This window comes from Mycobacterium shunyiense, assembly GCF_058270035.1.
Genome location: NZ_JBZDPT010000043.1, coordinates 70,922 through 95,454, shown reverse-complemented (window position 1 = coordinate 95,454; position 24,533 = coordinate 70,922). Strand labels below are relative to the sequence as shown.

22 protein-coding genes are annotated in these 24,533 nt (G+C 66.5%); 17 read left to right on the top strand and 5 right to left on the bottom strand.

The features are described 5' to 3' along the window. Window positions 1-11 precede the first annotated feature (11 nt). From AC4ELS_RS23700 to pyrF, 11 genes are all read left to right on the top strand, one after another. Window positions 12-1,424, top strand: coding sequence for an aldehyde dehydrogenase family protein (locus AC4ELS_RS23700; protein ID WP_448446602.1), 1,413 nt, complete (start codon window positions 12-14; stop codon window positions 1,422-1,424). Window positions 1,425-1,428: 4 nt separating this feature from the next. Then, complete coding sequence (locus AC4ELS_RS23695; protein ID WP_499049551.1) at window positions 1,429-2,388, top strand: alpha/beta hydrolase; 960 nt, start codon at window positions 1,429-1,431, stop codon at window positions 2,386-2,388. Window positions 2,389-2,391: 3 nt separating this feature from the next. Further along, complete coding sequence (locus AC4ELS_RS23690; RefSeq protein WP_499049549.1) at window positions 2,392-3,999, top strand: flavin-containing monooxygenase; 1,608 nt, start codon at window positions 2,392-2,394, stop codon at window positions 3,997-3,999. 117 nt (window positions 4,000-4,116) lie between these two features. After that, complete coding sequence (locus AC4ELS_RS23685) at window positions 4,117-5,400, top strand: MFS transporter (RefSeq protein ID WP_499049670.1); 1,284 nt, start codon at window positions 4,117-4,119, stop codon at window positions 5,398-5,400. A 101-nt stretch (window positions 5,401-5,501) separates the two neighbouring features. After that, window positions 5,502-6,059 (top strand): bifunctional pyr operon transcriptional regulator/uracil phosphoribosyltransferase PyrR, encoded by a 558-nt coding sequence (gene pyrR / locus AC4ELS_RS23680; protein ID WP_448446608.1) that lies wholly within the window; start codon window positions 5,502-5,504, stop codon window positions 6,057-6,059. 28 nt (window positions 6,060-6,087) lie between these two features. After that, on the top strand, window positions 6,088-7,041 hold the full coding sequence (locus AC4ELS_RS23675; protein ID WP_055113602.1) for an aspartate carbamoyltransferase catalytic subunit: 954 nt from the start codon (window positions 6,088-6,090) through the stop codon (window positions 7,039-7,041). Further along, window positions 7,038-8,372 carry a dihydroorotase gene (locus AC4ELS_RS23670; protein WP_499049546.1) on the top strand — a complete coding sequence of 445 codons (1,335 nt, stop codon included), beginning with the start codon at window positions 7,038-7,040 and terminating at the stop codon, window positions 8,370-8,372. The genes AC4ELS_RS23675 and AC4ELS_RS23670 overlap by 4 nt, the downstream gene beginning before the upstream one ends. Continuing rightward, a complete protein-coding gene (locus AC4ELS_RS23665; RefSeq protein WP_064879753.1) occupies window positions 8,369-8,869 on the top strand; it encodes a PH-like domain-containing protein in 501 nt (166 codons plus the stop codon). Before AC4ELS_RS23670 ends, AC4ELS_RS23665 begins: the two co-directional genes overlap by 4 nt. Next, window positions 8,866-9,999 carry a glutamine-hydrolyzing carbamoyl-phosphate synthase small subunit gene (gene carA, locus AC4ELS_RS23660; protein ID WP_499049544.1) on the top strand — a complete coding sequence of 378 codons (1,134 nt, stop codon included), beginning with the start codon at window positions 8,866-8,868 and terminating at the stop codon, window positions 9,997-9,999. Before AC4ELS_RS23665 ends, carA begins: the two co-directional genes overlap by 4 nt. Then, window positions 10,000-13,353 carry a carbamoyl-phosphate synthase large subunit gene (carB, locus tag AC4ELS_RS23655; protein WP_499049542.1) on the top strand — a complete coding sequence of 1,118 codons (3,354 nt, stop codon included), beginning with the start codon at window positions 10,000-10,002 and terminating at the stop codon, window positions 13,351-13,353. It abuts the gene before it with no gap. A 2-nt stretch (window positions 13,354-13,355) separates the two neighbouring features. Beyond that, window positions 13,356-14,168 carry an orotidine-5'-phosphate decarboxylase gene (gene pyrF / locus AC4ELS_RS23650; protein WP_463792296.1) on the top strand — a complete coding sequence of 271 codons (813 nt, stop codon included), beginning with the start codon at window positions 13,356-13,358 and terminating at the stop codon, window positions 14,166-14,168. Here pyrF and AC4ELS_RS23645 read toward each other — a convergent pair. Then, complete coding sequence (locus tag AC4ELS_RS23645) at window positions 14,156-15,217, bottom strand: DUF2330 domain-containing protein (RefSeq protein WP_499049540.1); 1,062 nt, start codon at window positions 15,215-15,217, stop codon at window positions 14,156-14,158. The two genes, pyrF and AC4ELS_RS23645, sit on opposite strands and share 13 nt — an antisense overlap. Before the next feature lie 179 nt (window positions 15,218-15,396). Next, entirely contained in the window at window positions 15,397-15,918 is a 522-nt protein-coding gene (locus tag AC4ELS_RS23640) for a hypothetical protein (protein WP_463805967.1), read from the bottom strand. A gap of 500 nt (window positions 15,919-16,418) precedes the next feature. Between AC4ELS_RS23640 and mihF the strand changes: the two genes are divergently transcribed. The 5 genes from mihF to metK all read left to right on the top strand — a co-directional run bounded on the left by mihF (window position 16,419) and on the right by metK (window position 20,358). Beyond that, window positions 16,419-16,733 carry an integration host factor, actinobacterial type gene (gene mihF, locus AC4ELS_RS23635; protein WP_003880790.1) on the top strand — a complete coding sequence of 105 codons (315 nt, stop codon included), beginning with the start codon at window positions 16,419-16,421 and terminating at the stop codon, window positions 16,731-16,733. Between the two features lie 11 nt (window positions 16,734-16,744). Then, window positions 16,745-17,338, top strand: coding sequence for a guanylate kinase (gmk, locus tag AC4ELS_RS23630; RefSeq protein ID WP_448446626.1), 594 nt, complete (start codon window positions 16,745-16,747; stop codon window positions 17,336-17,338). A gap of 91 nt (window positions 17,339-17,429) precedes the next feature. Beyond that, window positions 17,430-17,750 carry a DNA-directed RNA polymerase subunit omega gene (rpoZ, locus tag AC4ELS_RS23625; RefSeq protein ID WP_044518192.1) on the top strand — a complete coding sequence of 107 codons (321 nt, stop codon included), beginning with the start codon at window positions 17,430-17,432 and terminating at the stop codon, window positions 17,748-17,750. Window positions 17,751-17,769: 19 nt separating this feature from the next. Beyond that, window positions 17,770-19,017 carry a bifunctional phosphopantothenoylcysteine decarboxylase/phosphopantothenate--cysteine ligase CoaBC gene (gene coaBC, locus AC4ELS_RS23620; protein ID WP_064960482.1) on the top strand — a complete coding sequence of 416 codons (1,248 nt, stop codon included), beginning with the start codon at window positions 17,770-17,772 and terminating at the stop codon, window positions 19,015-19,017. Between the two features lie 141 nt (window positions 19,018-19,158). Further along, window positions 19,159-20,358 carry a methionine adenosyltransferase gene (gene metK, locus AC4ELS_RS23615; protein ID WP_064879727.1) on the top strand — a complete coding sequence of 400 codons (1,200 nt, stop codon included), beginning with the start codon at window positions 19,159-19,161 and terminating at the stop codon, window positions 20,356-20,358. Between the two features lie 131 nt (window positions 20,359-20,489). Here metK and AC4ELS_RS23610 read toward each other — a convergent pair whose 3' ends face one another. Next, the gene (locus AC4ELS_RS23610) at window positions 20,490-21,089 is read right to left on the bottom strand and encodes a TetR/AcrR family transcriptional regulator (protein WP_499049537.1); all 600 of its coding nucleotides are present in this window, start codon (window positions 21,087-21,089) and stop codon (window positions 20,490-20,492) included. 99 nt (window positions 21,090-21,188) lie between these two features. Between AC4ELS_RS23610 and AC4ELS_RS23605 the strand changes: the two genes are divergently transcribed. Then, entirely contained in the window at window positions 21,189-21,662 is a 474-nt protein-coding gene (locus AC4ELS_RS23605; protein WP_499049535.1) for an SRPBCC family protein, read from the top strand. A 4-nt stretch (window positions 21,663-21,666) separates the two neighbouring features. Here the strand turns inward: AC4ELS_RS23605 and AC4ELS_RS23600 are convergent, their stop codons facing one another. Both AC4ELS_RS23600 and AC4ELS_RS23595 read right to left on the bottom strand, forming a co-directional pair. Then, window positions 21,667-23,139: a flavin-containing monooxygenase gene (locus AC4ELS_RS23600; RefSeq protein WP_499049533.1), complete on the bottom strand. Its 1,473-nt coding sequence runs from the start codon at window positions 23,137-23,139 to the stop codon at window positions 21,667-21,669. Further along, window positions 23,139-24,518, bottom strand: a complete 1,380-nt coding sequence (locus tag AC4ELS_RS23595; RefSeq protein WP_499049531.1) for a cytochrome P450 — start codon at window positions 24,516-24,518, stop codon at window positions 23,139-23,141. The genes AC4ELS_RS23600 and AC4ELS_RS23595 overlap by 1 nt, the downstream gene beginning before the upstream one ends. Window positions 24,519-24,533: the final 15 nt, after the last annotated feature.

Below are 24,533 nucleotides of genomic sequence, written 5' to 3'. Positions count from 1 at the left end.
AGGGGGAATCAATGCAGATCCAAGACAGCAACTACATTGACGGCAAGTGGGCGGTTTCGAGCGGCAGCACCCGCATACCCGTCATCAACCCGGCGAACGACGAGGTGATCGCCGAGGTGGTGGCCGGCACTGCCGCAGACGTCGACGCGGCCGTCGCAGCCGCACGTGCCGCGTTCCCGGCGTGGTCGGCGACGCCGGTCGGGCAGCGCGCGGATTACCTCACCGCGATCGCCGGCAAGTTGGCCGAGCGGTCTGAAGACCTGGCCCGCACCATCTCATCCGAGATGGGTTGTCCCATCACGATTTCCCGGGCAATCCAGCTGGGGCTGCCACTCAACAGTTTCGCCGAGGCCGCCAACATCGTGCGCGAGTACGAGTTCGAGAACGAATACCGCGGATCGACGATCGTGCGGGAACCGTTCGGCGTGCTGGGCGCCATCACGCCCTGGAACTACCCCCTGCATCAGATCGCCCTGAAGGTCGCATACGGATTGGCCGCGGGAAACACCGTCGTCGTCAAACCCAGCGAGGTGACGCCGCTGTGCGCGCTCGCGCTGACCGAGATCATCGACGAGATCGGTCTGCCGCCAGGCGTGTTCAACCTGGTGTTCGGCACCGGGGCGGATGTCGGCGAGGCGATCGCCGGGCATGACGACGTCGATATCGTCAGCTTCACCGGGTCCACCCGGGCCGGCCGGCGCGTGCAGGAAGTCGCCGCCCGCACCGTCAAGCGCGTCTCGCTGGAGCTCGGTGGCAAGAGCCCCAACATCATTCTCGACGACGCCGACCTGGAATCGGTGGTGCCCGCATCGGTCAAGACGATGATGCTCAACTCCGGACAGACCTGTTCGGCGCTGACCCGCATGATCGTCCCGCGCGACAGACTGGCCGAGGTGGAGGCACTCGCGAAGGCGACTGCCGAAGCGCTGCCGGTCGGCGACCCGAGCGACGAAGGAACCGCACTGGGGCCGCTGTCGTCCCGAGCACAGCAGGAGCGGGTGATCGGCCACATCCAGACGGCGATGAGCGAAGGGGCACGTCTGGTCACCGGCGGCGACACCGCAACCGACGGGCCCGGTGCCTTCGTCCGGCCGACGGTGTTCTCCGACGTCACCGAGGACATGACGATCCACCGGGAGGAGGTCTTCGGCCCTGTTCTCGCGATCGAGGCATACGACTCGGAGGACGACGCGGTACGCATCGCCAACGCAACGGATTACGGCCTGGCCGGGGCGGTCTGGTCCGCCTCGCCGGAACGTGCCGAGAGCATCGCGCGCCGGATCCGGGCCGGCCAGGTGCAGATCAACGCAGGCGCATTCAACGCCAACGCGCCCTTCGGCGGATACAAGCAGTCGGGCAACGGGCGTGAGGCCGGCCGGTACGGGCTCGAGGAGTTCCTCGAGATCAAGTCGATCCAGCGGTGATCTGATGTCGCTGGAACCGGTGACCCAGGCACTGCTGGCGCAACTGGCCGAGACCCGTGATCCACCGATCCACGAAGGTACGCCGGCGATGGCGCGGATGGCCGGGCCGATCTTCGCGGGCATGAGCGGACGCGGACCCGACGTGGCCGCGGTGCACAACGTGAAGCTCGCGGGTGAGGACGGCGGGAAGTTCCGGGTCCGTGTCCTCGCCCCGGAGGGCGAATCCCGTTCGGTCATCGTGTATTTCCACGGCGGTGGTTGGGTGATCGGCGACATCGATCTGCAGTACGACCACGTCGGCCGGCACCTGGCGAACCTGACCAACTCCATCGTGGTCCTGGTGAACTACCGCAAGGCGCCCGCGCATCCGTTCCCCGCCGCGCTGGAAGACAGTTGGATCGGATTGTGCTGGGCCGCAGCCCATGCAGCTGAGTACGCACCCGTCGGTGCACCGTTGATCGTCGCCGGCGACAGCGCCGGAGGCAACATCGCCGCGGTGATGACGCGGTGGGCCCGCGACCGGCAGGGGCCCAGGATCGACTACCAGGCACTGATCTACCCGGTTACTGACTGCGACTTCGACCGGCCGTCGTACGTCGCGCCCGAGAATCAGCTGATGCTCGGCCGGGACACCATGATCTGGTTCTGGGAGCACTACCTTCCGGACCCGGCGCGGCGCACGAACCCGGACGCCTCACCGTTGCGGGCGACCAGCCTCGCCGGTCTCCCGCCCGCTCTCGTCTATGTCGCCGAGTACGACCCGCTGCACGACGAGGGCGTGGCTTACGCCTCCGCGCTCGCCGACGCCGGGGTGCGTGTGACGTTGGAGGAGGCGGCCGGCGAGATGCACGGGTATTTCCAGATGGCGAACATCCTGCCCGGTTACCAGACCGGAATGTCGTTGGTCGCCAACAACATCAGTTCGTTCCTCGACACGTACCGGTCCGACCGAAAGGCGGTGTGAGTGGTGGCCGATCACGACGTGATCATCATCGGTGCCGGATTCGCCGGCCTCTACCAGCTCTACAAGTTGCGTGAGCTCGGATTCGACGCACGCGTCCTTGAGGCCGGACCGGAGGTGGGTGGCACCTGGTACTGGAACCGGTATCCCGGGGCTCGCTGCGACATCGAATCGATCGAATACTCGTACTCGTTCGACCCGCAGTTGCAGCAGTCGTGGAACTGGACCGAGCGTTACGCTGCTCAGCCGGAACTGCTCGCCTACGCCAAGCATGTTGCCGACCGCTTCGACCTCCGTCGCGACATCACCTTCGATACCAGGGTTGTCGCAATGGATTTCGACAGCACCAGAAACGAGTGGACCGTCACGACCGAAGCGGGCGCCCAAATCAGCGCGAACTTCGTGATCGCGGCGACCGGATGCCTGTCCAAACCGTTGATGCCGTCGTTCGAGGGACTGAAAGATTTCGCCGGTGACGTCCTCTGGACCTGGGACTGGCCCGCCGACGGCGCGGACCTGGAGGGCAAACGGGTTGCCGTCGTCGGCACCGGTTCCTCTGGCGTGCAGACGATCACCGCGATCGCACCGGTGGTGGGCGCACTGACCGTGTTTCAGCGCACGCCCCCGTACGCCGTCCCGGCGCAGAACCGCCTGATCGCCGACGAGCTCGCCGACGTCAAACAGCGTTACCCGCAGTTTCGCGACGTCAGCCGCCTGTCGCGGGGCGGCGCGCAGTGCGGTGACGGTGCGGCGCTGCCCCCGTTCTTCGGCGATCTCGACAGCGGCACCTCCCGTGCCGAGCTCGACCGGCGCTGGGATGACGGCGGCCTGTGTTTCCAGCAGTCGTTCTACGACCTGCTGTTGGATCCGGTCGCCAACGAGACCGCCGCCGACTATGTGCGCGAGCGAATTCGTCAGAAGGTGACCGACCCTCGGCTCGCCGAGAAGCTGACGCCGCGCGGCTATCCGATCGCGGCCAAGCGGATGTGCGTCGACACCGGTTACTACGAGGTCTACAACCAGGACAACGTGGAGCTCATCGACCTCAACGACGAACCGCTGCACCGGATCACGGCACGCGGCATCCTTGCCGGTGACACCGAGCACGAGTTCGACGTGATCGTGCTGGCCACCGGATTCGATGCCATGACCGGCGCGCTGAACGCCATCGACATCCGGGCCGTCGACGAGACCGGCGCCACCCACACGCTGCGGGAGAAATGGGCCGCGGGCCCGCGGACGTATCTCGGCTTGATGTCGGCGGGATTCCCGAACCTCTTCACCGTCACCGGGCCGCAGAGTCCCTCAGTGCTGTCCAACATGCTCACCTCGATCGAGTACCACGTCGAGTGGATCAGTGCCGCACTGGTGCACCTGCGCGAGCACGGCCTGAACCGGATGGAAGCCGACATCGAGGCCGAGGACAACTGGGTGAACATCACCAACGACACCGCCGACCTGACCCTGCTGCCGCAAGCCGCGTCCTGGTACATGGGTGCCAACGTGCCCGGTAAGCGACGGGTGTTCCTGCCGTTCGTCGCCGGTGTCGGCGTCTACAAGCAGATCGGTGACGGCGTGGCCGTGGCGGGTTATCACGGATTCGAGATGGTCTGACCCAACTGCTGGGTGATACTTCTCGGGCGAAGTTCGTGGCGTGAGAAGAGGCAGATGACCCAGCAGGACCAGATCGACGGCGAACCGAGCTCCGTCGCGACTCCGGAGGCCCACCCCATGAAGCGGGTGGCGTTCGCCAGCTTCATCGGCACGGCGATCGAGTTCTACGACTTCTACATCTACGGCACCGCCGCGGCGCTGATCTTTCCCCACGTGTTCTTCCCGAACATGAGCCCCACGATGGCGACCATCTCGTCACTCGGCACGTTCGCGGTCGCATTTCTGTCCCGCCCCATCGGTGCGGCAGTGTTCGGCCATTTCGGAGATCGGTTGGGCCGCAAGAAGACTCTGATCGCCACCCTGTTGATCATGGGGTTGTCGACGGTGTGCGTCGGGCTGGTGCCCAGCTCCGCGACCATCGGCGTCGCCGCCCCGATCATCCTCCTGGCCCTGCGACTGCTCCAGGGGTTCGCCGTGGGTGGCGAATGGGCGGGGTCGGCGCTGCTCAGCGCCGAGTACGCGCCCGTCGGGAAGCGCGGTATGTACGGGATGTTCACCCAGCTCGGCGCCGGCGCCGGTCTTGCGGTGAGCAATCTGGTGGTCTTCATCGTGAGCCTGACCATCGGCGAGAAGAGCGCGGTCTTTCTCGACTGGGGCTGGCGGTTGCCGTTCTTGTTCAGCGCAGTACTGCTGATCGTGGCGCTCTACGTGCGGCTCAGCATCGACGAGACACCCGTCTTCGCCCGGGAACAGGTGACCGGCGGTGTGCCCAAGGCGCCGCTGAGCGAACTGTTCCGGACCCAGACCCGGCAGGTGGCGCTCGCCGCGGGTTGCATGGTCGGCATTTTCACCATGAGCTTCCTCGGTGGCACCTACCTGATGAGCTACGCCAGCACACCTATCGGGCATACGCGCAGCCTCATCCTCGGTGTCGGTGTGCTCGCCGGCGTCGCGCTGATGGTCTTCTCGGCGATCTCGGCGGTGCTGTGCGACCGGTACGGCCGGAGGCGCGTCATCCTTGCCGGCTTCGGGCTGGCCCTGCCATGGGCGTTCGTCGTGATGCCGCTGATCGACTCCGGTTCACCGGTGGGTTTCGCGGTGGCGATCGCCGGCATCTTCTGCATCTTCGGCCTGTCCTACGGGCCGATCGGATCCTTCCTGCCTGAGATCTTCGCCACCCGATACCGCTACACCGGCGCCGGCCTGTCGTTCAATCTGGCCGGCATCGTGGGCGGAGCGATACCGCCGCTGGTCGCCGGTGCTCTGGTGGCCACGCTCGGTAGCTGGGCTGTTGGGGCGATGATGGCGGTATTCGTCGTCGTCAGCATCGTCTCGACGCTGTTGCTGCCCGAGACGAAGGGAACCGAACTGGACGCCGTGATGAGTGACACTGCGAGGTGACCGTGGCCGGTCGGAGGTTTGCGGCCTGCTAAGCTGCCTGGCAGTTCGACGTCCTTTAACGATCCGTCCCGAGAGGCGGAGAAGGAGGTCAGAGTCACCTCATGGGCTCTTCAGGTACCGACCGGGAATTGTTGTCTGCGGCGGACGTCGGCCGCACCGTTTCCCGGATCGCTCATCAGATCATCGAGAAGACCGCCCTTGACGATCCCGCCGAACGCGAACGGGTCGTTCTCCTCGGCATCCCCACGCGCGGTGTGACCCTCGCCAGGCGGTTGGCCGCCAAGATCAACGAGTTCGCCGATGTGGCGTTGCCCGTCGGTGCGCTTGACATCACGCTCTACCGCGACGACCTCAACTTCAAGCCGCCGCGACCACTGGCGGCCACCTCGATCCCGGCCGGCGGCATCGACGACGCCGTCGTGATCCTCGTCGACGACGTGCTGTACTCCGGGCGCTCGGTGCGCTCAGCGCTGGATGCGCTGCGTGACATCGGTCGCCCGCGGGTGGTGCAACTGGCGGTGCTCGTCGACCGCGGTCACCGGGAACTGCCGGTCCGCGCCGATTACGTCGGCAAGAACGTGCCGACCTCGCGCACCGAGAGCGTCCATGTGCTGCTGTCCGAGGATGACGACCGTGATGGGGTAGTGATTTCGAAATGACGAACGCTTGCGTGAGGAATCGACCGCTATGACGACACGTCATCTTCTGTCGGCAGCGGATCTGAGCCGGGATGACGCGACGGCGATCCTCGACGACGCCGACCGGTTCCGCGAGGCACTGCTGGGCCGCGAGATCAAGAAGCTGCCCACGCTGCGCGGACGCACCGTCATCACCATGTTCTACGAGAACTCCACCCGGACCCGGGTGTCGTTCGAGGTCGCGGGCAAGTGGATGAGCGCCGATGTGATCAACGTCAGCTCGTCGGGATCCTCGGTGGCCAAAGGAGAGTCGCTTCGCGATACCGCGCTGACCCTGCGTGCCGCCGGCGCCGACGCCCTGATCATCCGCCATCCTCACTCGGGCGCCGCGCAACAGCTCGCCGAGTGGACGGCCGAGGAGACCGGCGGTCCCAGCGTGATCAATGCCGGTGACGGAACCCATGAGCACCCGACGCAGGCCCTGCTCGACGCGCTGACCATCCGTCAGCGTCTCGGTTCCATCGAGGGCAAGCGCGTGGTGATCGTCGGCGATGTGCTGCACAGCCGCGTCGCCCGTTCGAATGTGTCCCTGCTCGCCACCCTGGGTGCCGAGGTGGTGCTGGTGGCGCCGCCCACGCTGCTGCCGGTCGGGGTGTCCGGGTGGCCGGTCACGGTGTCGCACGATCTGGATGCCGAGTTGCCCGCCGCCGACGCCGTGTTGATGCTGCGCGTGCAGGCCGAGCGGATGAACGGTGCGTTCTTCCCTTCGGCCCGCGAGTACTCGGTGCGCTACGGATTGTCCGAGAAGCGTCAGGCCATGCTGCCCGGTAACGCCGTGGTGCTGCACCCGGGACCGATGGTGCGAGGCATGGAGATCGCGTTCCCGGTTGCCGATTCCTCGCAATCGGCTGTTCTGCAACAGGTTTCAAATGGTGTCCACGTGCGGATGGCGGTGCTGTTCCATCTGCTGGTGGGCGCGGATCGGGAGGCGATCAGCGTATGACGCAGCAGGTACTCATTCGCGGTGCACGCCTCTACGGCGAAGGCGACCAACTCGACGTGCTGATCGCCGACGGGCAGATCGCCGAGATCGGCTCTGCCCTCAAGGCTCCCAAGGGCGCCGAGGTGATCGAGGCCGCCGGCCAGGTGCTCCTGCCGGGCTTCGTCGACCTGCACACCCATCTGCGCGAGCCGGGCCGTGAATACGCCGAGGACATCGAAACCGGTTCGGCCGCCGCGGCTCTCGGTGGATACACCGCGGTGTTCGCGATGGCCAACACCGATCCGGTCGCCGATTCCGCGGTGGTCACCGACCACGTATGGAACCGCGGCCAGCAGGTGGGCCTGGTCGACGTGCACCCGGTGGGTGCGGTCACCGTCGGCCTGAAGGGCAAGCAGCTCACCGAGATGGGCCTGATGGCCGACAGCGTCGGTCAGGTACGGATGTTCTCCGACGACGGTCTGTGCGTCGATGATCCACTGGTCATGCGGCGGGCCCTCGAATACGCCACCGGCCTGGGGGTGCTCATCGCCCAGCACGCCGAAGAGCCGCGGCTGACCGTCGGCGCGGTCGCCCACGAAGGGCCCAACGCGGCGAAACTCGGGTTGGCGGGGTGGCCGCGCTCGGCCGAGGAATCGATCGTGGCCCGCGACGCGATCCTGGCCCGCGATGCCGGTGCCCGGGTACACATCTGCCACGCCTCCACCGCGGGCACCGTGGAACTGCTGAAGTGGGCCAAGGCGCAAGGCATTTCGATCACCGCCGAGGTCACGCCGCACCACCTGCTGCTCGACGACGGCAGGCTGGCCGGCTACGACGGACGCAACCGGGTCAACCCGCCGCTGCGCGAAGCGAGTGATGCCGTTGCGCTGCGGCAGGCGTTGGCAGACGGGGTCATCGACTGCGTGGCCACCGATCACGCTCCGCATGCCGAGCACGAGAAGTGCTGCGAATTCTCGGTCGCCCGTCCGGGCATGCTCGGCCTGCAGACCGCACTGTCGGTGGTGGCCGAGACCATGGTGCGTCCCGGCCTGCTGACCTGGCGCGGGGTGGCCAAGGTGATGAGCGAGGCGCCGGCAGCCATCGTCGGCCTGCCGGATCAGGGCCGGCCGCTGGAGGTGGGCGAGCCCGCCAACCTCACCGTGGTCGATCCCGATGCGACCTGGACGGTCGAAGGAGACGAGCTGGCCAGCCGGTCGGACAACACGCCCTTCGAATCGATGACGCTGCCCGCCACCGTGACCGCCACACTGTTGCGGGGCAAGATCACTGCACTGCACGGGAAGTGTCTTCCGGCGGGCAGGAGCGCAGCGACCCGGGGATCGGCGCCGTGAACACCCCCACGCTGATCGCATCGCTGATCCTGGCCGCGCTGCTGGCTGTGCTGATCGCTTTCCTGATCCGCCAGATGATGCGCGGCTGGCTGCATCGCGCGCAGCGCCAGGCCGAACTGATCGGCACCCTGCCGCCGCTGCCCGACACGGTCAGCGCATCGATCATCCCGCCCATGAAGGGCATGTACGTGGGCAGCACGGTGGTGCCGCACTGGAACGACAAGGTGGCCGCCGGCAGCCTGGGCTTCCGGGCCAAGGCCGTGTTGACCCGTTACCCCGAGGGAATCATGTTGCAGCGCAGCGGGGCCGGTCCGGTCTGGATTCCCGCCGAGTCTGTCACCGCGATCAGAACCGAGCGTGGGATCGCAGGCAAGGCACTGACTTACGACGGAATCCTGGCAATCAGGTGGAGGTTGCCCTCGGGCACCGAGATCGACACCGGGTTCCGCGCCGACAATCGCGCAGAGTACGACCGCTGGCTGGAGGAAGAGGTATGACGAACAATCGGAACGGCAAGGCGGTCCTGGTACTGGAGGACGGGCGCGTCTTCACCGGTACCACATTCGGTGCGGTCGGGCAGACCCTCGGCGAGGCGGTGTTCTCCACCGGCATGTCGGGCTATCAGGAAACGCTCACAGATCCCAGCTACCACGGTCAGATCGTGGTCGCCACCGCACCGCAGATCGGCAACACCGGGTGGAACACCGAAGATGGCGAAAGCCGCGACGACAAGATCTGGGTGGCCGGTTACGCAGTGCGTGATCCCTCCCCGCGGGCGTCGAACTGGCGTGCCAGCGGAACCCTCGACGACGAGCTGGTCCGTCAGGGCATCGTCGGTATCGCCGGGATCGACACCCGGGCAGTGGTGCGCCACCTGCGGACCCGCGGTTCGATGAAGGCCGGGGTGTTCTCGGGGGATGCGTTGGCGACGACCGACGAATTGGTCGCCCGCGTACTGGACCAGCCCTCGATGCTGGGCGCGGATCTGGCCGGCCAGGTCAGCACGCAGAGTTCCTATGTTGTGGAACCGGAAGGCGGCCACCGGTTTACGGTTGCGGCAGTCGACCTGGGCATCAAGACCAACACCCCGCGCAACTTCGCGCGACGCGGGATCCGCAGCCACGTGCTGCCGTCATCGGTGAGCTTCGATCAGATCGCCGATCTCAAGCCGGACGGGGTGTTCCTGTCCAACGGCCCCGGCGACCCGGCCACCGCCGATCACATCGTCGCGGTGACCCGCGAGGTTCTGAGTGCGGGAATTCCGTTGTTCGGCATCTGCTTCGGCAACCAGATCCTGGGCCGCGCTCTGGGCCGATCCACCTACAAGATGGTGTTCGGCCACCGCGGCATCAACATCCCGGTCATCGACCACATCACCGGGCGGGTGGCGATCACCGCCCAGAACCACGGGTTCGCATTAGAAGGAGAGAAGGGCGAGGTTTTTGATACCCCCTTCGGATCAGCCGAGGTCAGCCACACCTGCGCCAACGACGGTGTGGTCGAAGGCATCCGGCTGGCCAACGGCCGGGCGTTCTCGGTGCAGTACCACCCCGAGGCCGCGGCCGGCCCGCACGACGCCGAGTACCTGTTCGACCAGTTCGTAGACCTGATGGCAGGAGAGAAGTAAATGCCACGTCGCTCTGATCTCAACCACGTGCTGGTGATCGGGTCCGGCCCGATCGTCATCGGCCAGGCCTGTGAGTTCGACTACTCAGGTACTCAGGCCTGTCGCGTGCTGCGCTCCGAGGGGATCCAGGTCAGCCTGGTCAACTCGAATCCGGCGACGATCATGACCGACCCCGAGTACGCCGACAACACCTATGTCGAGCCGATCACCTGGGAGTTCGTCGAGAAGGTCATCGTCCAGCAGGCCGAGCGCGGCAACAAGATCGACGCCGTCCTCGCCACCCTCGGCGGGCAGACCGCGCTGAACACCGCCGTGGCCCTGCACGACAACGGCGTCCTCGAAAAGTACGGCGTCGAGATGATCGGCGCCGATTTCGAGGCCATCCAGCGTGGTGAGGACCGGCAGAAATTCAAGGACATCGTCGCCAAGGTGGGCGGTGAATCCGCGCGCAGCCGTGTCTGTTTCACCATGGACGAGGTCCGCGAGACCGTCGCCGATCTGGGGCTGCCCGTCGTGGTCCGGCCCAGCTTCACCATGGGCGGCCTCGGATCCGGCATGGCGTACTCGGCCGAGGACGTCGAGCGGATGGCCGGTGACGGTCTATCCGCCTCGCCGACGGCCAACGTGCTGATCGAGGAATCCATCTACGGCTGGAAGGAATTCGAGCTCGAGCTGATGCGTGACCACCGCGACAACGTCGTGGTGGTGTGCTCGATCGAGAACTTCGACCCGATGGGCGTGCACACCGGGGACTCGGTGACCGTTGCCCCGGCGATGACGCTGACCGACCGCGAGTACCAGAAGATGCGCGACGTGGGCATCGACATCCTGCGCGAGGTGGGCGTCGACACCGGCGGCTGCAACATCCAGTTCGCGATCAACCCCGAAGACGGACGGCTCATCGTCATCGAGATGAACCCGCGCGTCTCGCGGTCCTCGGCGCTGGCCTCGAAGGCCACCGGGTTCCCGATCGCCAAGATCGCGGCGAAGCTGGCCATCGGCTACACGCTCGACGAGATCGTCAACGACATCACCAAGGAAACCCCGGCCTGCTTTGAGCCCACGCTGGACTACGTCGTGGTCAAGGCGCCGCGGTTCGCGTTCGAGAAGTTCCCCGGGGCTGACGCCACGCTGACCACCACGATGAAGTCGGTCGGCGAGGCGATGTCGTTGGGCCGCAACTTCATCGAGGCCCTCGGAAAGGTGATGCGGTCGCTGGAGACCAGCCGGGCCGGCTTCTGGACCGGGCCGGACCCCGACCTGACGGTCGAGCAGCTGCTGACCGGCCTGCGCACCGCCGTGGACGGCAGGCTCTACGACATCGAACACGCACTGCGTCTGGGCGCCAGCGTCGAGCAGGTGGCCGAGGCCTCCGGCGTCGACCCGTGGTTCATCGAGCAGATCGCCGGACTGGTCGCGCTGCGCGTCGAACTGCTGGAAGCGCCGGTGCTCGACTCCGAACTGCTGCGACGGGCCAAGCACAGCGGCCTGTCGGACCGCCAGATCGCCGCTCTGCGGCCGGAACTGGCAGGTGAGTCCGGGGTGCGCGCGCTGCGCCGCAGGCTCGGCATCCATCCGGTGTACAAGACCGTCGACACCTGCGCGGCCGAGTTCGACGCCAAGACGCCGTACCACTACAGCAGCTACGAGCTCGACCCCGCGGCCGAGACCGAGGTGGCCCCGCAGACCGAGAAGCCCAAGGTGCTGATCCTGGGATCGGGCCCGAACCGCATCGGTCAGGGCATCGAGTTCGACTACAGCTGTGTGCATGCCGCGACCACACTGAGTGCGGTCGGCCTTGAAACCGTGATGGTCAACTGCAACCCCGAGACGGTGTCCACCGACTACGACACCGCCGATCGGTTGTACTTCGAGCCGCTCACCTTCGAGGACGTGCTGGAGGTCTATTACGCCGAGGACGCCTCGGGCAAGGGCGAGGACGGGACCGGTCCCGGCGTCGTCGGCGTCATCGTGCAGCTCGGCGGTCAGACGCCGCTCGGTCTGGCCAAGCGTCTCGAAGACGCCGGAGTTCCGATCGTGGGCACCGGGCCCGAGGCCATCGACCTGGCCGAGGACCGCGGGCTTTTCGGCGAAGTTCTGGTCAACGCCGGTCTGCCCGCCCCGCGGTTCGGCACCGCCACCAGCTTCGAGCAGGCCCGGCGGATCGCCTCCGACATCGGCTACCCCGTGCTGGTGCGCCCCTCCTACGTGCTGGGCGGGCGCGGGATGGAGATCGTCTACGACGAGGCGACGCTTGAGGGCTACATCGCCCGCGCCACCCAGCTGTCCCCGGAACACCCGGTGCTGGTCGACCGGTTCCTCGAAGACGCGATCGAGATCGACGTCGACGCGCTGTGCGACGGCAACGAGGTGTACATCGGCGGCATCATGGAGCACATCGAGGAGGCCGGTATCCACTCCGGTGACTCAGCTTGCGCGCTGCCCCCGGTCACCTTGGGGCGCAGTGACATCGAAGCGGTGCGCCGCGCGACGGAGGCCATCGCCCACGGCATCGGCGTGGTGGGACTGCTCAACGTGCAGTACGCGCTCAAGGACGATGTCCTCTACGTCCTGGAGGCCAACCCCCGCGCCAGCCGTACCGTGCCGTTCGTTTCCAAGGCCACCGCGGTGCCGCTGGCGAAGGCCTGTGCTCGGGTGATGCTGGGTGCCACCATCGCCGAGTTGCGCACGGAGGGCCTGCTGAACAAGACCGGCGACGGGGCCGCCATTGCCCGCAATGCGCCGGTGGCGGTCAAGGAAGCCGTGCTGCCGTTCCACCGGTTCCGCCGGGCCGACGGTGCGCAGGTCGACTCGCTGCTGGGACCGGAGATGAAGTCGACCGGCGAAGTGATGGGCATCGACCACGATTTCGGTACCGCGTTCGCCAAGAGCCAGACCGCGGCCTACGGGTCGCTGCCGACCTCGGGCACCGTCTTCGTGTCGGTGGCCAACCGTGACAAGCGGTCGCTGGTGTTCCCGGTCAAGCGCCTGGCCGACCTCGGATTCCGGGTACTGGCCACGGAGGGTACCGCAGAGATGCTGCGCCGCAACGGTATTCCCTGCGACGAAGTGCGCAAGCACTCCGAGGAACCGCACGGAGATGCGCCGCTGCCGTCGTCGGTCGACGCCATCAAGGCCGGCGAGGTCGACATGGTGATCAACACGCCGTACGGAAATTCCGGGCCGCGCGTCGACGGTTACGAGATCCGTTCGGCCGCAGTGTCGATGAACATCCCGTGCGTGACGACGGTGCAGGGTGCCTCCGCCGCGGTGCAGGGCATCGAGGCGGCCATCCGCGGCGACATCGGCGTGATGTCACTGCAGGAACTGCACAGCGAGTTGGAATCGCGCTGACCATGGACGCTTTCGGGCAACGGCTGGCCACCGCGGTGTCGGAGCGGGGACCGCTGTGCCCCGGCATCGACCCCCATCCCGAACTGCTGCGGGCGTGGGGCCTGTCCACCGATGCCGACGGACTGGCCGCGTTCAGCGACATCTGCGTGACGGCGTTCGCGGGGTTCGCGATGGTCAAGCCGCAGGTGGCGTTCTTCGAGGCCTACGGCTCAGCGGGTTTCGCGGTGCTCGAACGCACCATGGGTGCGCTGCGCGAGGCCGGGGTACTGGTGCTGGCCGATGCCAAGCGCGGGGACATCGGCTCGACCATGGCCGCCTATGCGGCGGCCTGGGCCGGTGATTCGCCACTGGCGGCCGACGCGGTCACCGCGTCGCCGTATCTGGGATTCGGTTCGCTGCAGCCGCTGCTGGACACCGCCGCGGCCAATGGTCGTGGAGTTTTCGTCCTGGCCGCGACCTCCAACCCGGAAGGGCCGAGTGTGCAGCGCGCGATGGCCGGGTCGCGCACCGTGGCTCAGTCCATCGTCGATTCCGTCGCTGAGGTGAATCGGATCGCCGCTCACTCCACCGGATCGGTCGGTGTGGTGGTCGGGGCCACCGTGACGGACCTGCCTGATCTGAGTGCGCTGGGCGGGCCGGTGCTGGTGCCCGGTGTTGGTGCTCAGGGCGGGCGTGCCGACGCGCTGGGTGGGCTCGGCGGGGCCCGACTGGTTCTGCCCGCGGTGTCCCGCGAGGTGCTCCGGGCCGGTCCCGCGGTGGCCGATGTGCGCGCGGCCGCCGAGCGCCTGCGTGACGAGGTCGCCTACCTCGCCTGACGGCGGCCGCGGATCCTGAGCGTCCGAACGATGACGAACACCGCACCGATGGCGGCGGCGGCCAACAGAGCGAGGCCGGTGAGATCCCCGCGATCTCGTTCGCGGTAGATAACTTCCTGGTAGTCGGTGTCCGAAGCAGCAGGTGCGAAGCCGTAATCCCCGTCGATCGATGCGGGGGAGTCGATTGTGTCGGTCCACCGGGTCAGGTAATTCCCCGCTTCGAGGAACGTATCGAGCTCGCGGATCCCGCCCGATATGCGTCCGGCGAACTGCAGCTCGGGCTTCCGTCCGGAGACCGGGAATGCGGTCGGATCCATGCGGTGGTTGGCCAGCACATACAGGTCGACGGCCAGCGGGAGTTTGGCCGCACGGGACAGGCGCATCGGGTAGATCACGGTGTCGGAGGCGAACGACAACCGCAATGGCTGCAGATTCCCGGTCAGGGTCTGGCCGGCCGCGTCGGGAAACAGCTGAATGGCCACGATCTCCCAACCACCGGCGATGTAGGGCGTGAGGTCCTCAGCGAGGCTCGGCGGCTGCGGAAAACCCTTCTCCGACAACCACGACGCCAATGCGTGGGGATCGTCAGAGGCCAGCCGGGTGACATTGAACGGCCCGAGTCGCTGCTGGCTGCGCACCGTGACCCCGTCGGGAGCGGCAGCGCTGACAAGGCCGTCTCCGCGCTGGGAGACCATCCCCGGCAACCAACCGAACGACGGCCACCAGGAGTCGCGATACTCGATACGCGGTGCCGACAGCGCGGCCAGTGCACTGAACACGGCCGGTTCGCCGAGCGTGACCTCGGCCTCTGACGGCACCGGCATGATCCAGGCAGCCTTCGACGAGCCGCCTCGCACGTTGAACGACATCAGGATGTCCTCGGTGACACCGTCCCACGCGACGAGTGCACGCTCGTCGGCGACGCTGGCGCCCGCACGGTCCGGGATGTACGCGCCGCACCCACAAGCCCAGGCCGGGGCTGCGACGTTCGCTGTCAATCCGATCAACAGCAGGATGAGTACCGCGCTCGCCGATCGGATCACGGTCATATCGTATGGGGTTGCAAGGCATCGAAGAGACGGAAAAAGCGGGCCGTCCCGGTGGCGGCCCGCCTTTTCGTCAGCACTCCTCGGTTTGCCCGATTGGGCGGCCGTATCCTCTCGACGAGAATTGCTCGGATACAACCAGTTTGGTCAGTGCGTTGCCAGATGCGGTGAGGCGCACCGGGTCACAGCGGGATCCAGATTCCGAAGAACCAGAAGCCCCATCCGTTGAAGTCCGGGTTGAACAGCGGTGTCACCCACCTGCCGTTGTAGTTGAACGGCTGGTGGTCGAAACGGCCCTGGTCCATCCCACGCCAGGACAGATCGGGGGGCGGGGGGCCCCAGTGCCCACCGCGGTCATCTGGTCCGCCGTGGTCGCCGGGCCATCCAGGTCCTCCGGGGCCGCCTGGCCCGCGGTCGCCGGGTCCGCCGTGGTCGCCCTGCCATCCGGGCCCGCCATGGTCACCCGGTCCGCCGGGGCCGCCTGGTCGATCGGGGCCACCGGGGCCACCCGGACCGCCAGGATGACCGGGCCCACCGGGTCCACCGGGTCCACCCGGACCACCCGGTCCTCCCGGGCCCTGGCAGTTGCCGAAGTTGCACGGTGGCCCGGGTTGGGCGGCCGCGAGCCCGGTCCCAGCGCTCAGGGTGGCGGCTCCGAGGGTCACCGCCAGGGCAGAAGCGCAGGTGAGACGCTTGATGTTCATGTCCAGCTTCCCTTCACGGGCGTCAGATACCCGATCATCGGAGGCTATTTAGCCGAGCTGTGTAATCGCTATGCGGCAACTAGGCGGGGGTTAGGCGTCGTGCATACGCCGACGTTTGACGTGCGCGTCACCCGTTCCGACACGCCCGACACGCCGTGACCAGCGAAAACTTTTTTTACCCGCCGGTAATCCCAGGTTTTGGGGGCACCGCCGAGGGGGCGGGGCCTCTTCGGACTTAGCTGGCGGGTCCTCGAAAACCATTGACTTGCAGGAATATCCGGCCTCCGGGGCCGCCTGGATCGATGCTGAGCCGTGATTTCGGCGAAAAACCGGCGGCCGGCGGAGCGCACTACACGCTGGGCTTTTAGCGCCGTAACCAGGGGGTGGGGTTAGCGTTCGTCAGCCAGCGTGGGTACGGTCGTCGTCGCTGGCTGGTTTGCACTCCAGCCGTACAAAACAAGTGATGGCCGAAGAGAAATCGCCAGGAGACGGAGGAAACCGTGGCCCTTCCCCAGTTGACCGACGAACAGCGCGCGGCAGCGTTGGAGAAGGCTGCTGCCGCACGTCGAGCGCGAGCCGAGCTCAAGGATCGACTCAAGCGTGGCGGCACCAACCTCAAGCAGGTGCTCACCGACGCCGAGACCGATGAGGTCTTGGGCAAGATGAAGGTCTCCGCGCTGCTGGAGGCCCTGCCCAAGGTCGGCAAGGTCAAGGCGCAGGAAATCATGACCGAGCTGGAGATCGCCCCGACCCGCCGTCTGCGCGGCCTCGGTGATCGTCAGCGCAAGGCCCTCCTGGAGAAGTTCGACCAGTAGAGACGCCCGCATTGAGCGCTGGTAGAGGGGCCGGGCAACAGGCATCGACGGCTCCGGTCGTCGTGTTGTCCGGTCCCTCCGCCGTCGGGAAGTCCACCGTGGTCCGCTGCCTGCGGGAGCGGCTTCCCGGCTTGTATTTCTCCGTCTCGGTCACGACCAGGGCACCGCGCCCCGGCGAGGTCGACGGAGTCGACTACACATTCGTGTCCAAAGAGCGGTTTCAGCAGCTGATCGATGACGGTGAGCTGCTGGAATGGGCTGAAATCCACGGTGGTTTGCAGCGCTCGGGGACGCCGGCGCAGCCGGTGCGAGAGGCCACCCGGGCCGGACGCCCGGTGCTGATCGAGGTCGATCTGGCCGGGGCGCGCGCCGTCAAGAAGGCCATGCCCGAGGCGGTATCGGTGTTCCTCGCACCGCCGAGCTGGGACGAACTGGTCAACCGTTTGTCCGGTCGCGGCACCGAGACGCCCGAGGTGATGGCCAGGCGATTGGAGACGGCGCGGGCCGAAATGGCCGCGAAATCCGACTTTGACCAGGTTGTGGTGAACCGCCAGTTGGATACCGCATGCGCTGAATTGGTATCCTTGCTGGTGGACAGCCGATGACTCATCGTGCCGGGACCGACGCGATCGGATCCGCGAGCCACCAGCACGCTGTTCAGTAACCGCATTCACGCAACCGCCAGGAGACTTTTTCGTGAGCACCCCGCACGCCGATGCGCAGCTGGCCGCTGCGGACGACATCGATTCGTCCGCCGCCAGCGCCTACGACACGCCGCTGGGCATCACCAACCCGCCCATCGACGAGTTGCTGGACCGCGCGTCGAGCAAGTACGCGTTGGTGATCTACGCCGCCAAGCGGGCGCGTCAGATCAACGATTACTACAACCAGCTCGGCGACGGCATTCTTGAGTACGTCGGCCCTCTGGTCGAGCCCGGTCTGCAGGAGAAGCCGCTGTCGATCGCGATGCGGGAGATCCACGAGGACCTGCTCGAGCACACCGAGGGCGGCGAGTAGCCAGGCCAGGGCCGGAGACGTGAGCGCGGGTAAGCGAATCGTCGTCGGTGTGGCCGGCGGCATTGCCGCCTACAAGGCGTGCACCCTGGTCCGCCAACTCACCGAGGCGGGCCATTCGGTACGCGTGCTGCCCACCGAGTCGGCTCTGCGCTTCGTCGGCGCCGCCACCTTTGAGGCCCTGTCGGGCAATCCCGTGCACACCGGTGTGTTCACCGACGTGCACGAGGTTCCGCACGTCCGGATCGGCCAGGAGGCCGATCTCGTCGTCGTCGCACCCGCTACCGCGGACCTGCTCGCGCGTGCCGTGGCAGGCCGCGCCGACGACCTGTTGACCGCCACGCTGCTCACGGCGCGATGTCCGGTGCTGTTCGCGCCCGCAATGCATACCGAGATGTGGTTTCACCCGGCCACCGTCGACAACGTGGCCACATTGCGCCGTCGGGGCGCTGTGGTGCTCGAACCGGCGTCCGGCCGGCTCACAGGGGCCGACAGCGGTGCGGGACGGCTCCCCGAGGCCGAAGAGATCGCCACGTTCGCCCAGTTGCTGCTGGAGCGGGGCGACGCCCTGCCCTATGACCTGGCCGGCGTCAAGGCGCTGGTGACGGCCGGCGGCACTCGTGAACCCATCGATCCGGTGCGGTTCATCGGTAACCGCAGCTCGGGCAAGCAGGGATACGCCGTGGCCCGGGTCCTGGCCCAGCGCGGCGCCGACGTGACGCTCGTCGCGGGTAACACCGCCGGTCTGGTCGACCCGGCCGGCGTCGACGTCGTACACATCGGTTCTGCCGCCCAGTTGCGAGACGCGGTGTCCAAGTACGCCCCCGAGGCCAACGTTCTGGTGATGGCCGCAGCCGTTGCCGACTTCCGGCCCGCGCAGGTGGCCACCAGCAAGATCAAGAAGGGCAGCGCCTCCGAGCCCAATTCCATCGACCTCGTCCGCAACGACGACGTGCTCGCCGGAGCAGTGCGCGCCCGGACCGAGGGACAGCTGCCGAACATGCGGGCCATCGTCGGCTTCGCCGCCGAGACCGGCGATGCCAATGGCGACGTGCTGTTCCACGCCAGAGCCAAGCTCCAGCGCAAGGGATGCGATCTGCTGGTGGTGAACGCAGTGGGGGAGAACCGTGCGTTCGAGGTGGACAACAACGACGGTTGGTTGCTGAGCGCGGACGGCGCCGAGGCTGCACTCGAGCACGGTTCGAAGACGCTGATGGCCACCCGTATCGTGGACGCGATCGGGGCGTTCCTGGGCAAGCACGACGGGTGACGTCACGTACTCAATGTGCGGATAAGGGTTGCGCATCGGCGTCCCACGCGCTTGGGTGCAACAGGGCATAGATATTATTCGCCTAACTAAGTAGTTTTGAGACTGAAAACTTTTTCAGATCGGCAAGGAAGGAAGCGGACCGTGAGCGAAGGTCGCCTGTTTACCAGTGAGTCGGTAACCGAAGGGCACCCCGACAAGATCTGTGATGCGATCAGCGACTCGGTGCTCGACGCGCTGCTGGAGCAGGACCCCAAGTCGCGGGTCGCGGTGGAAACGCTGGTGACCACCGGCCAGGTGCACGTCGCCGGCGAGGTCACCACCTCCGCCTACGCCGACATCCCGAAGATCGTGCGTGACCGCATCCTGGAGATCGGTTACGACTCGTCCACCAAGGGCTTCGACGGCGCCTCGTGCGGTGTGAACATCGCCATCGGCGCGCAGTCGCCTGACATCGCCCAGGGCGTGGACACCGCCCACGAGGCGCGTGTCGAAGGAGCCGGCGATCCGCTGGATTCCCAGGGCGCCGGTGACCAGGGCCTGATGTTCGGGTACGCCATCGGCGACACCCCCGAACTGATGCCGCTGCCTATCGCACTGGCCCACCGGCTGTCGCGGAGGCTGACCGAGGTCCGCAAGAACGGCGTGCTCGATTACCTGCGCCCGGACGGCAAGACGCAGGTCACCATCCAGTACGACGGCAAGACCCCGGTGCGGCTGGACACCGTGGTGCTCTCGACGCAGCACGCCGACGGCATCGACCTCGATGGCACCCTGACCCCGGACATCCGGGAGAAGGTCGTCAACACCGTGCTGGCCGATCTCAACCACGAGACGCTGGACACCTCCGATTTCCGCCTGCTGGTCAACCCGACCGGCAAGTTCGTGCTGGGCGGGCCGATGGGTGACGCCGGTCTGACCGGCCGCAAGATCATCGTCGACACCTACGGCGGCTGGGCCCGTCACGGTGGCGGCGCCTTCTCCGGCAAGGATCCGTCAAAGGTGGACCGTTCGGCCGCGTACGCGATGCGCTGGGTGGCCAAGAACGTCGTCGCCGCCGGCCTGGCGGAGCGCGTCGAGGTCCAGGTGGCCTACGCGATCGGCAAGGCGGCCCCGGTCGGCCTGTTCGTCGAGACGTTCGGCACCGAGACCGTCGACCCGGCCCGCATCGAGAAGGCCATCAGCAGCGTGTTCGATTTGCGCCCCGGCGCGATCATCCGTGACCTGGACCTGCTGCGGCCGATCTACGCCCAGACGGCGGCCTACGGCCACTTCGGGCGCACCGACATCGAACTGCCCTGGGAGCAGCTCAACAAGGTCGAGGACCTGAAGGCCTCGGTCTAGCAATTCCTGCCAACAGCCCCCGATCGCTGATCGGGGGCTGTTGTGTTTCCCGGCACCGTCACCGCGAGATCAACGCCATGGTCGTGATTCTTCGGGCGGAGCGACCATGGCGTTGATCTGGGCGGGGTTGATCAGGTGCGGTAGCGCTCTACGACGCGGCCGGCGAGTGTGCGTGCGCGCACCAGTCCGGCATCGGTGCCGAACAGCTCGCGACGGGTGTTGCCCGCACACAGGTAGGCATCGACCCGGAAGGCGTCTTCGGCGGGATCGGGTGAACCCGCTACGGAGAATTCGTTTTCCAGCAGATCCAGCCACTCCTGCTTGAGATTTCGCACCGCGTCGGCCACGGGGCCGGTTCGATGCCCGAACTCGACCGATGTCGCCGATACGAAGCAGCCGCCCGGGAACACCTCGGCGCGCAGGTACGCCAACCAGGAATCGAGAAGGGCATCGAGCCGCGCGGCTCCGGGCGGACAGCTCAGCGCCGGACGGATTACGACGTCGATGTAGACCTGGCGCGCTTCAGCTACTGCGGCCAGTTGGATCGCCTCCCGGTTGTCGAAGACCGTGAGGATTCCGCTTTTGCTCACCCCGGTCGAGGTGGACAGGCCACCCACGGTGATCCCGTCCAGGCCGTGTGTGGTGGCGATGTCTGCAGCAGTACGCGCGACCAGCCGACGGGTGGCATCGCCACGCGCTCTCCGCCCGTCAGCTGCAGGCAAATCGGTCATCAGTTCACAGTAGCCACACTCTGGACGTGGGGCGGCCGAGTCGCGTACGGTCGACATTGGCCAATATGCGACCGATCGGTCGTATAGATCGGAGGAGTGATGACCACCGGCTTCAAGGCGCTACTGGAACGCCAGATCGCCATCGAGACAACACCTTCCGTGGTCTGGGAGATCATCCGCGACGTCCGACGCATGTCACAGTGGAGCCCGCAGGTGATATCGGTGAAGCTGCGCGAACCCGACGATGACATCCGGCTGGGTTCCACGTTCACCAACCTCAACCACCAGGGTGAGCTTGAGTGGATCACGCACGGCGAGGTGGTGCGGTACGAGCCGGAGAAAGAGATCGCCTTCCGCATCGCCGAGAACTATGCGATCTGGTCGTTCTCGATCAGCGCTGACGATGCCGGTGCCACGGTGCTGACACAACGGCGCGAGACCCCCGACGGAATATCGCAACTTTCGCTCGATCTGACCGAGTCGCACCTCGGCGGACAGCAGGCCTTCACCGAACAACTGGAAGTCGGAATGGAGCAGACCCTCGCCGCCATCAAGGCATGCGCCGAGGCCTGACGAGCTAGGAGGTGAACGAGTAGTCGTCGAGGTCGAAAGTCCTGCTGCGCCAGTAGGCTTCGACTGTGGTGGCGGGCCTCAGTGGCACGTCACCGTTGCGGTCGAAGTAGTAGCTGTTGGCCAGGTTGCAGCTGTCCTGCCAGAAGATCTGGCGGTGACGCTTGCGCATCATCTCCGCGAAATACCGGTCGTTGGCCTCCCGGCGGACCTCGACGCGGCGGGCCGCACGACGGTCGGCCTGCGCGATACACCGCACCAGATGCCGGGTTTGGGCCTCGATCAGCGCGAAGTACGACGACCCGACGTAGCCGTACGGACCCATCACCGAGAAGAAGTTGGCGAATCCGGGGACGCTGACGCCTTCGTAGGCCTGCATTCGGTGCTGCATCCAGAACTCGCTGAGTGACTGTCCGCCCGACCCCACGATCTCGAAGGGCAGCGCATCCACGTCCATCACCTTGAAGCCGGTGGCCAGGATGAGCACGTCGACGTCGTGACTCTCCCCGTCAGCCGTCGCGACACCGGATCCGGTGATCTTGTCGATCGGTTCGGTGACCAACCGGACATTGTCCCGGTTGAAGGTGGCCAGGTAGCTGTTGTGGAAGCCGGGTCGTTTACATCCCACCGCGTACCGCGGCGTGAGTTTGTCGCGTACCTCGGGATCACGGACCTGTTGGCGCAGATAGGCCCGTCCGGCTGCACCGGCGCGCTGGGCGAAGGGGTTGATGGTGAAGTACTGCGCGGCCAGCGGGAAGGTGAATTCCACATACGCTTGGCTGATCAGCCGGTGCAACGTCCGGCCGCCGGGCAGCCGCATCAGTCTGCGCGCGACCGGTGGGATCGGCACGTCGAACTTGGGGAAGCACCAGATCGGCGTCCGTTGAAAGACGGTGAGCTGCTCGACCTTCGGGGCTATCTCGGGGATCACCTGGACCGCAGAGGCACCGGTGCCGATGATGGCCACCCGTTTGCCGGTGAGATCCTGGGTGTGGTCCCACCGGGCGGTGTGCACGGTGGTCCCGGCGAAGGAGTCCACGCCGTCGATCTCCGGCAGCTTCGGGATGGTCAACACGCCGCTGGCATTGACCAGGAATCGGGCCGTCAGTATCTCGCCCGACTCGAGTTCGGCCCGCCACAGGTTCTCGTCGTCATCGAAGACCGCTCGTGCGACGGTGGCGTTGAACCGGATCCGGGGGCGCAGGCCGTATTTGTCGACGCAGGTGTCGGCGTAGGTGCGCAACTCGTTTCCGGGGGCGTAGGTGCGGGACCAATCCCGCGACTGTTCGAACGAGAACTGGTAGGAGAACGATGGGATATCCACGGCCACACCGGGATAGGTGTTCCAGAACCAGGTCCCGCCAGCCCCGTTGCCGGCCTCCAGGATCTGGTAGTCGTGCAGTCCGGCCTTATCCAGCGCGATGGCCGTACCGATGCCGGAGAATCCGGCGCCGATGATGAGCGTGTGAAAGTCGGGCATCAGGCCACCTCCCGGCTGCGTCCGATCATGTGGACGCCGTGTTTGGGTCGCAATGTCAACGTAGCCTCCATCTCCACCGAGTGGCCAGGATCGAGATCGAAAACGAACCGTTGGCTCATGATCGCGGCGATCAACACCATCTCCATCAGGGCGAAACTCTGCCCGATACAGATCCGGCGTCCGCCGCCGAACGGCAGGTAGGCCGAGCGCGGCCGGTTCTTGGCGGCGTCACCGAGAAATCGGTTGGGGTCAAAGGTGTCCGGATCGGGCCACCACCGCTTGTCGTGGTGGATCTGATGAATCGGGATGATGACCGTCGTGCCCGGACGAATATGGTGGCCGTCGATTTCGTCGGGCTCGACCGCCTCGCGCGCGATGATCCATACCGCGGAGTGACAACGCTGCGACTCCTGTAGACACGCAGTGGTCCACGGCATCCGGGTCAGGTCGCCTGCCGTCGGACGGCCCGCTCCCAGCACGGAGTCCACCTCGGCCAGCATCCGGTCCCGGGCGTCGGGGTGGCGGGCCATCAGGTACCAGAACCACGACATCGCGTTGGCCGTAGTCTCGTGCCCCGCGAGCATGAAAGTCAGCGCTTCGTCCCGGACCCGCTGGCGGGGCCAGGTGCCATCGTCCGCGCCGAACAACACGTTGAGCAGGTCGGCCGATTCGGTGGGGTGGGCGAGACGTTCGTCGAGCACGGCGTTCACCGCGGCATCCAGGGCCAGGGCGATCCGCTGGCCTTCGCGCAGCGGGGGCGGCAGTGGGATCCCGGAATACGTGCTCGTTGCCATGGCCTCGTAGACCGGGCGGGGGAGCAGGCCCAAAAGGCCCAGCCGGGCCAGCTTCTCGGTGCGCCTGAGCCCGCGTGTGGTGAGGTCTCGCATGCTGTGCACGATTGGTCCGAAATCCTGACTGAACAGGGCATTGGACACGACCCGCAGAGTGGTTTCCACCATGGCGGCGTGCATGTCGAATCGGACGCCGTCACCGCCTTCGGCGAGCTCGTCGGAGGCTCGCGCGATCGGGGCGATCATCAGGTCGACGATGTCGTTGAGATGGCGACGCGCGAACGTCGGGTTCAGCGCCGCCCGGTGGGAGGCCCAGGAGTCACCCTCGTCGGTCAACAGGTTTATCCCCGCTGCGGCACGGATCGGTTCGTACTCGTTGGATTTGACGTAGCGAAGGCGCGCCTGGTGCAGCACGTGATCGACGTAGTCAGGATGTGCGATCGATACGAAACGTCTTCCTGCGCAGCGGTATCGGGTGATGTCCCGGCCCTGTGTCCGGGTCAGGAAGCCGCTGTCGGTGCTGAATCCGACCGTGATCGCCTCGCGGGTCATGGTCCACGTGCTCAGTCGTGCCGCCGGTGCCGCCATGAATTCAGCGTATGA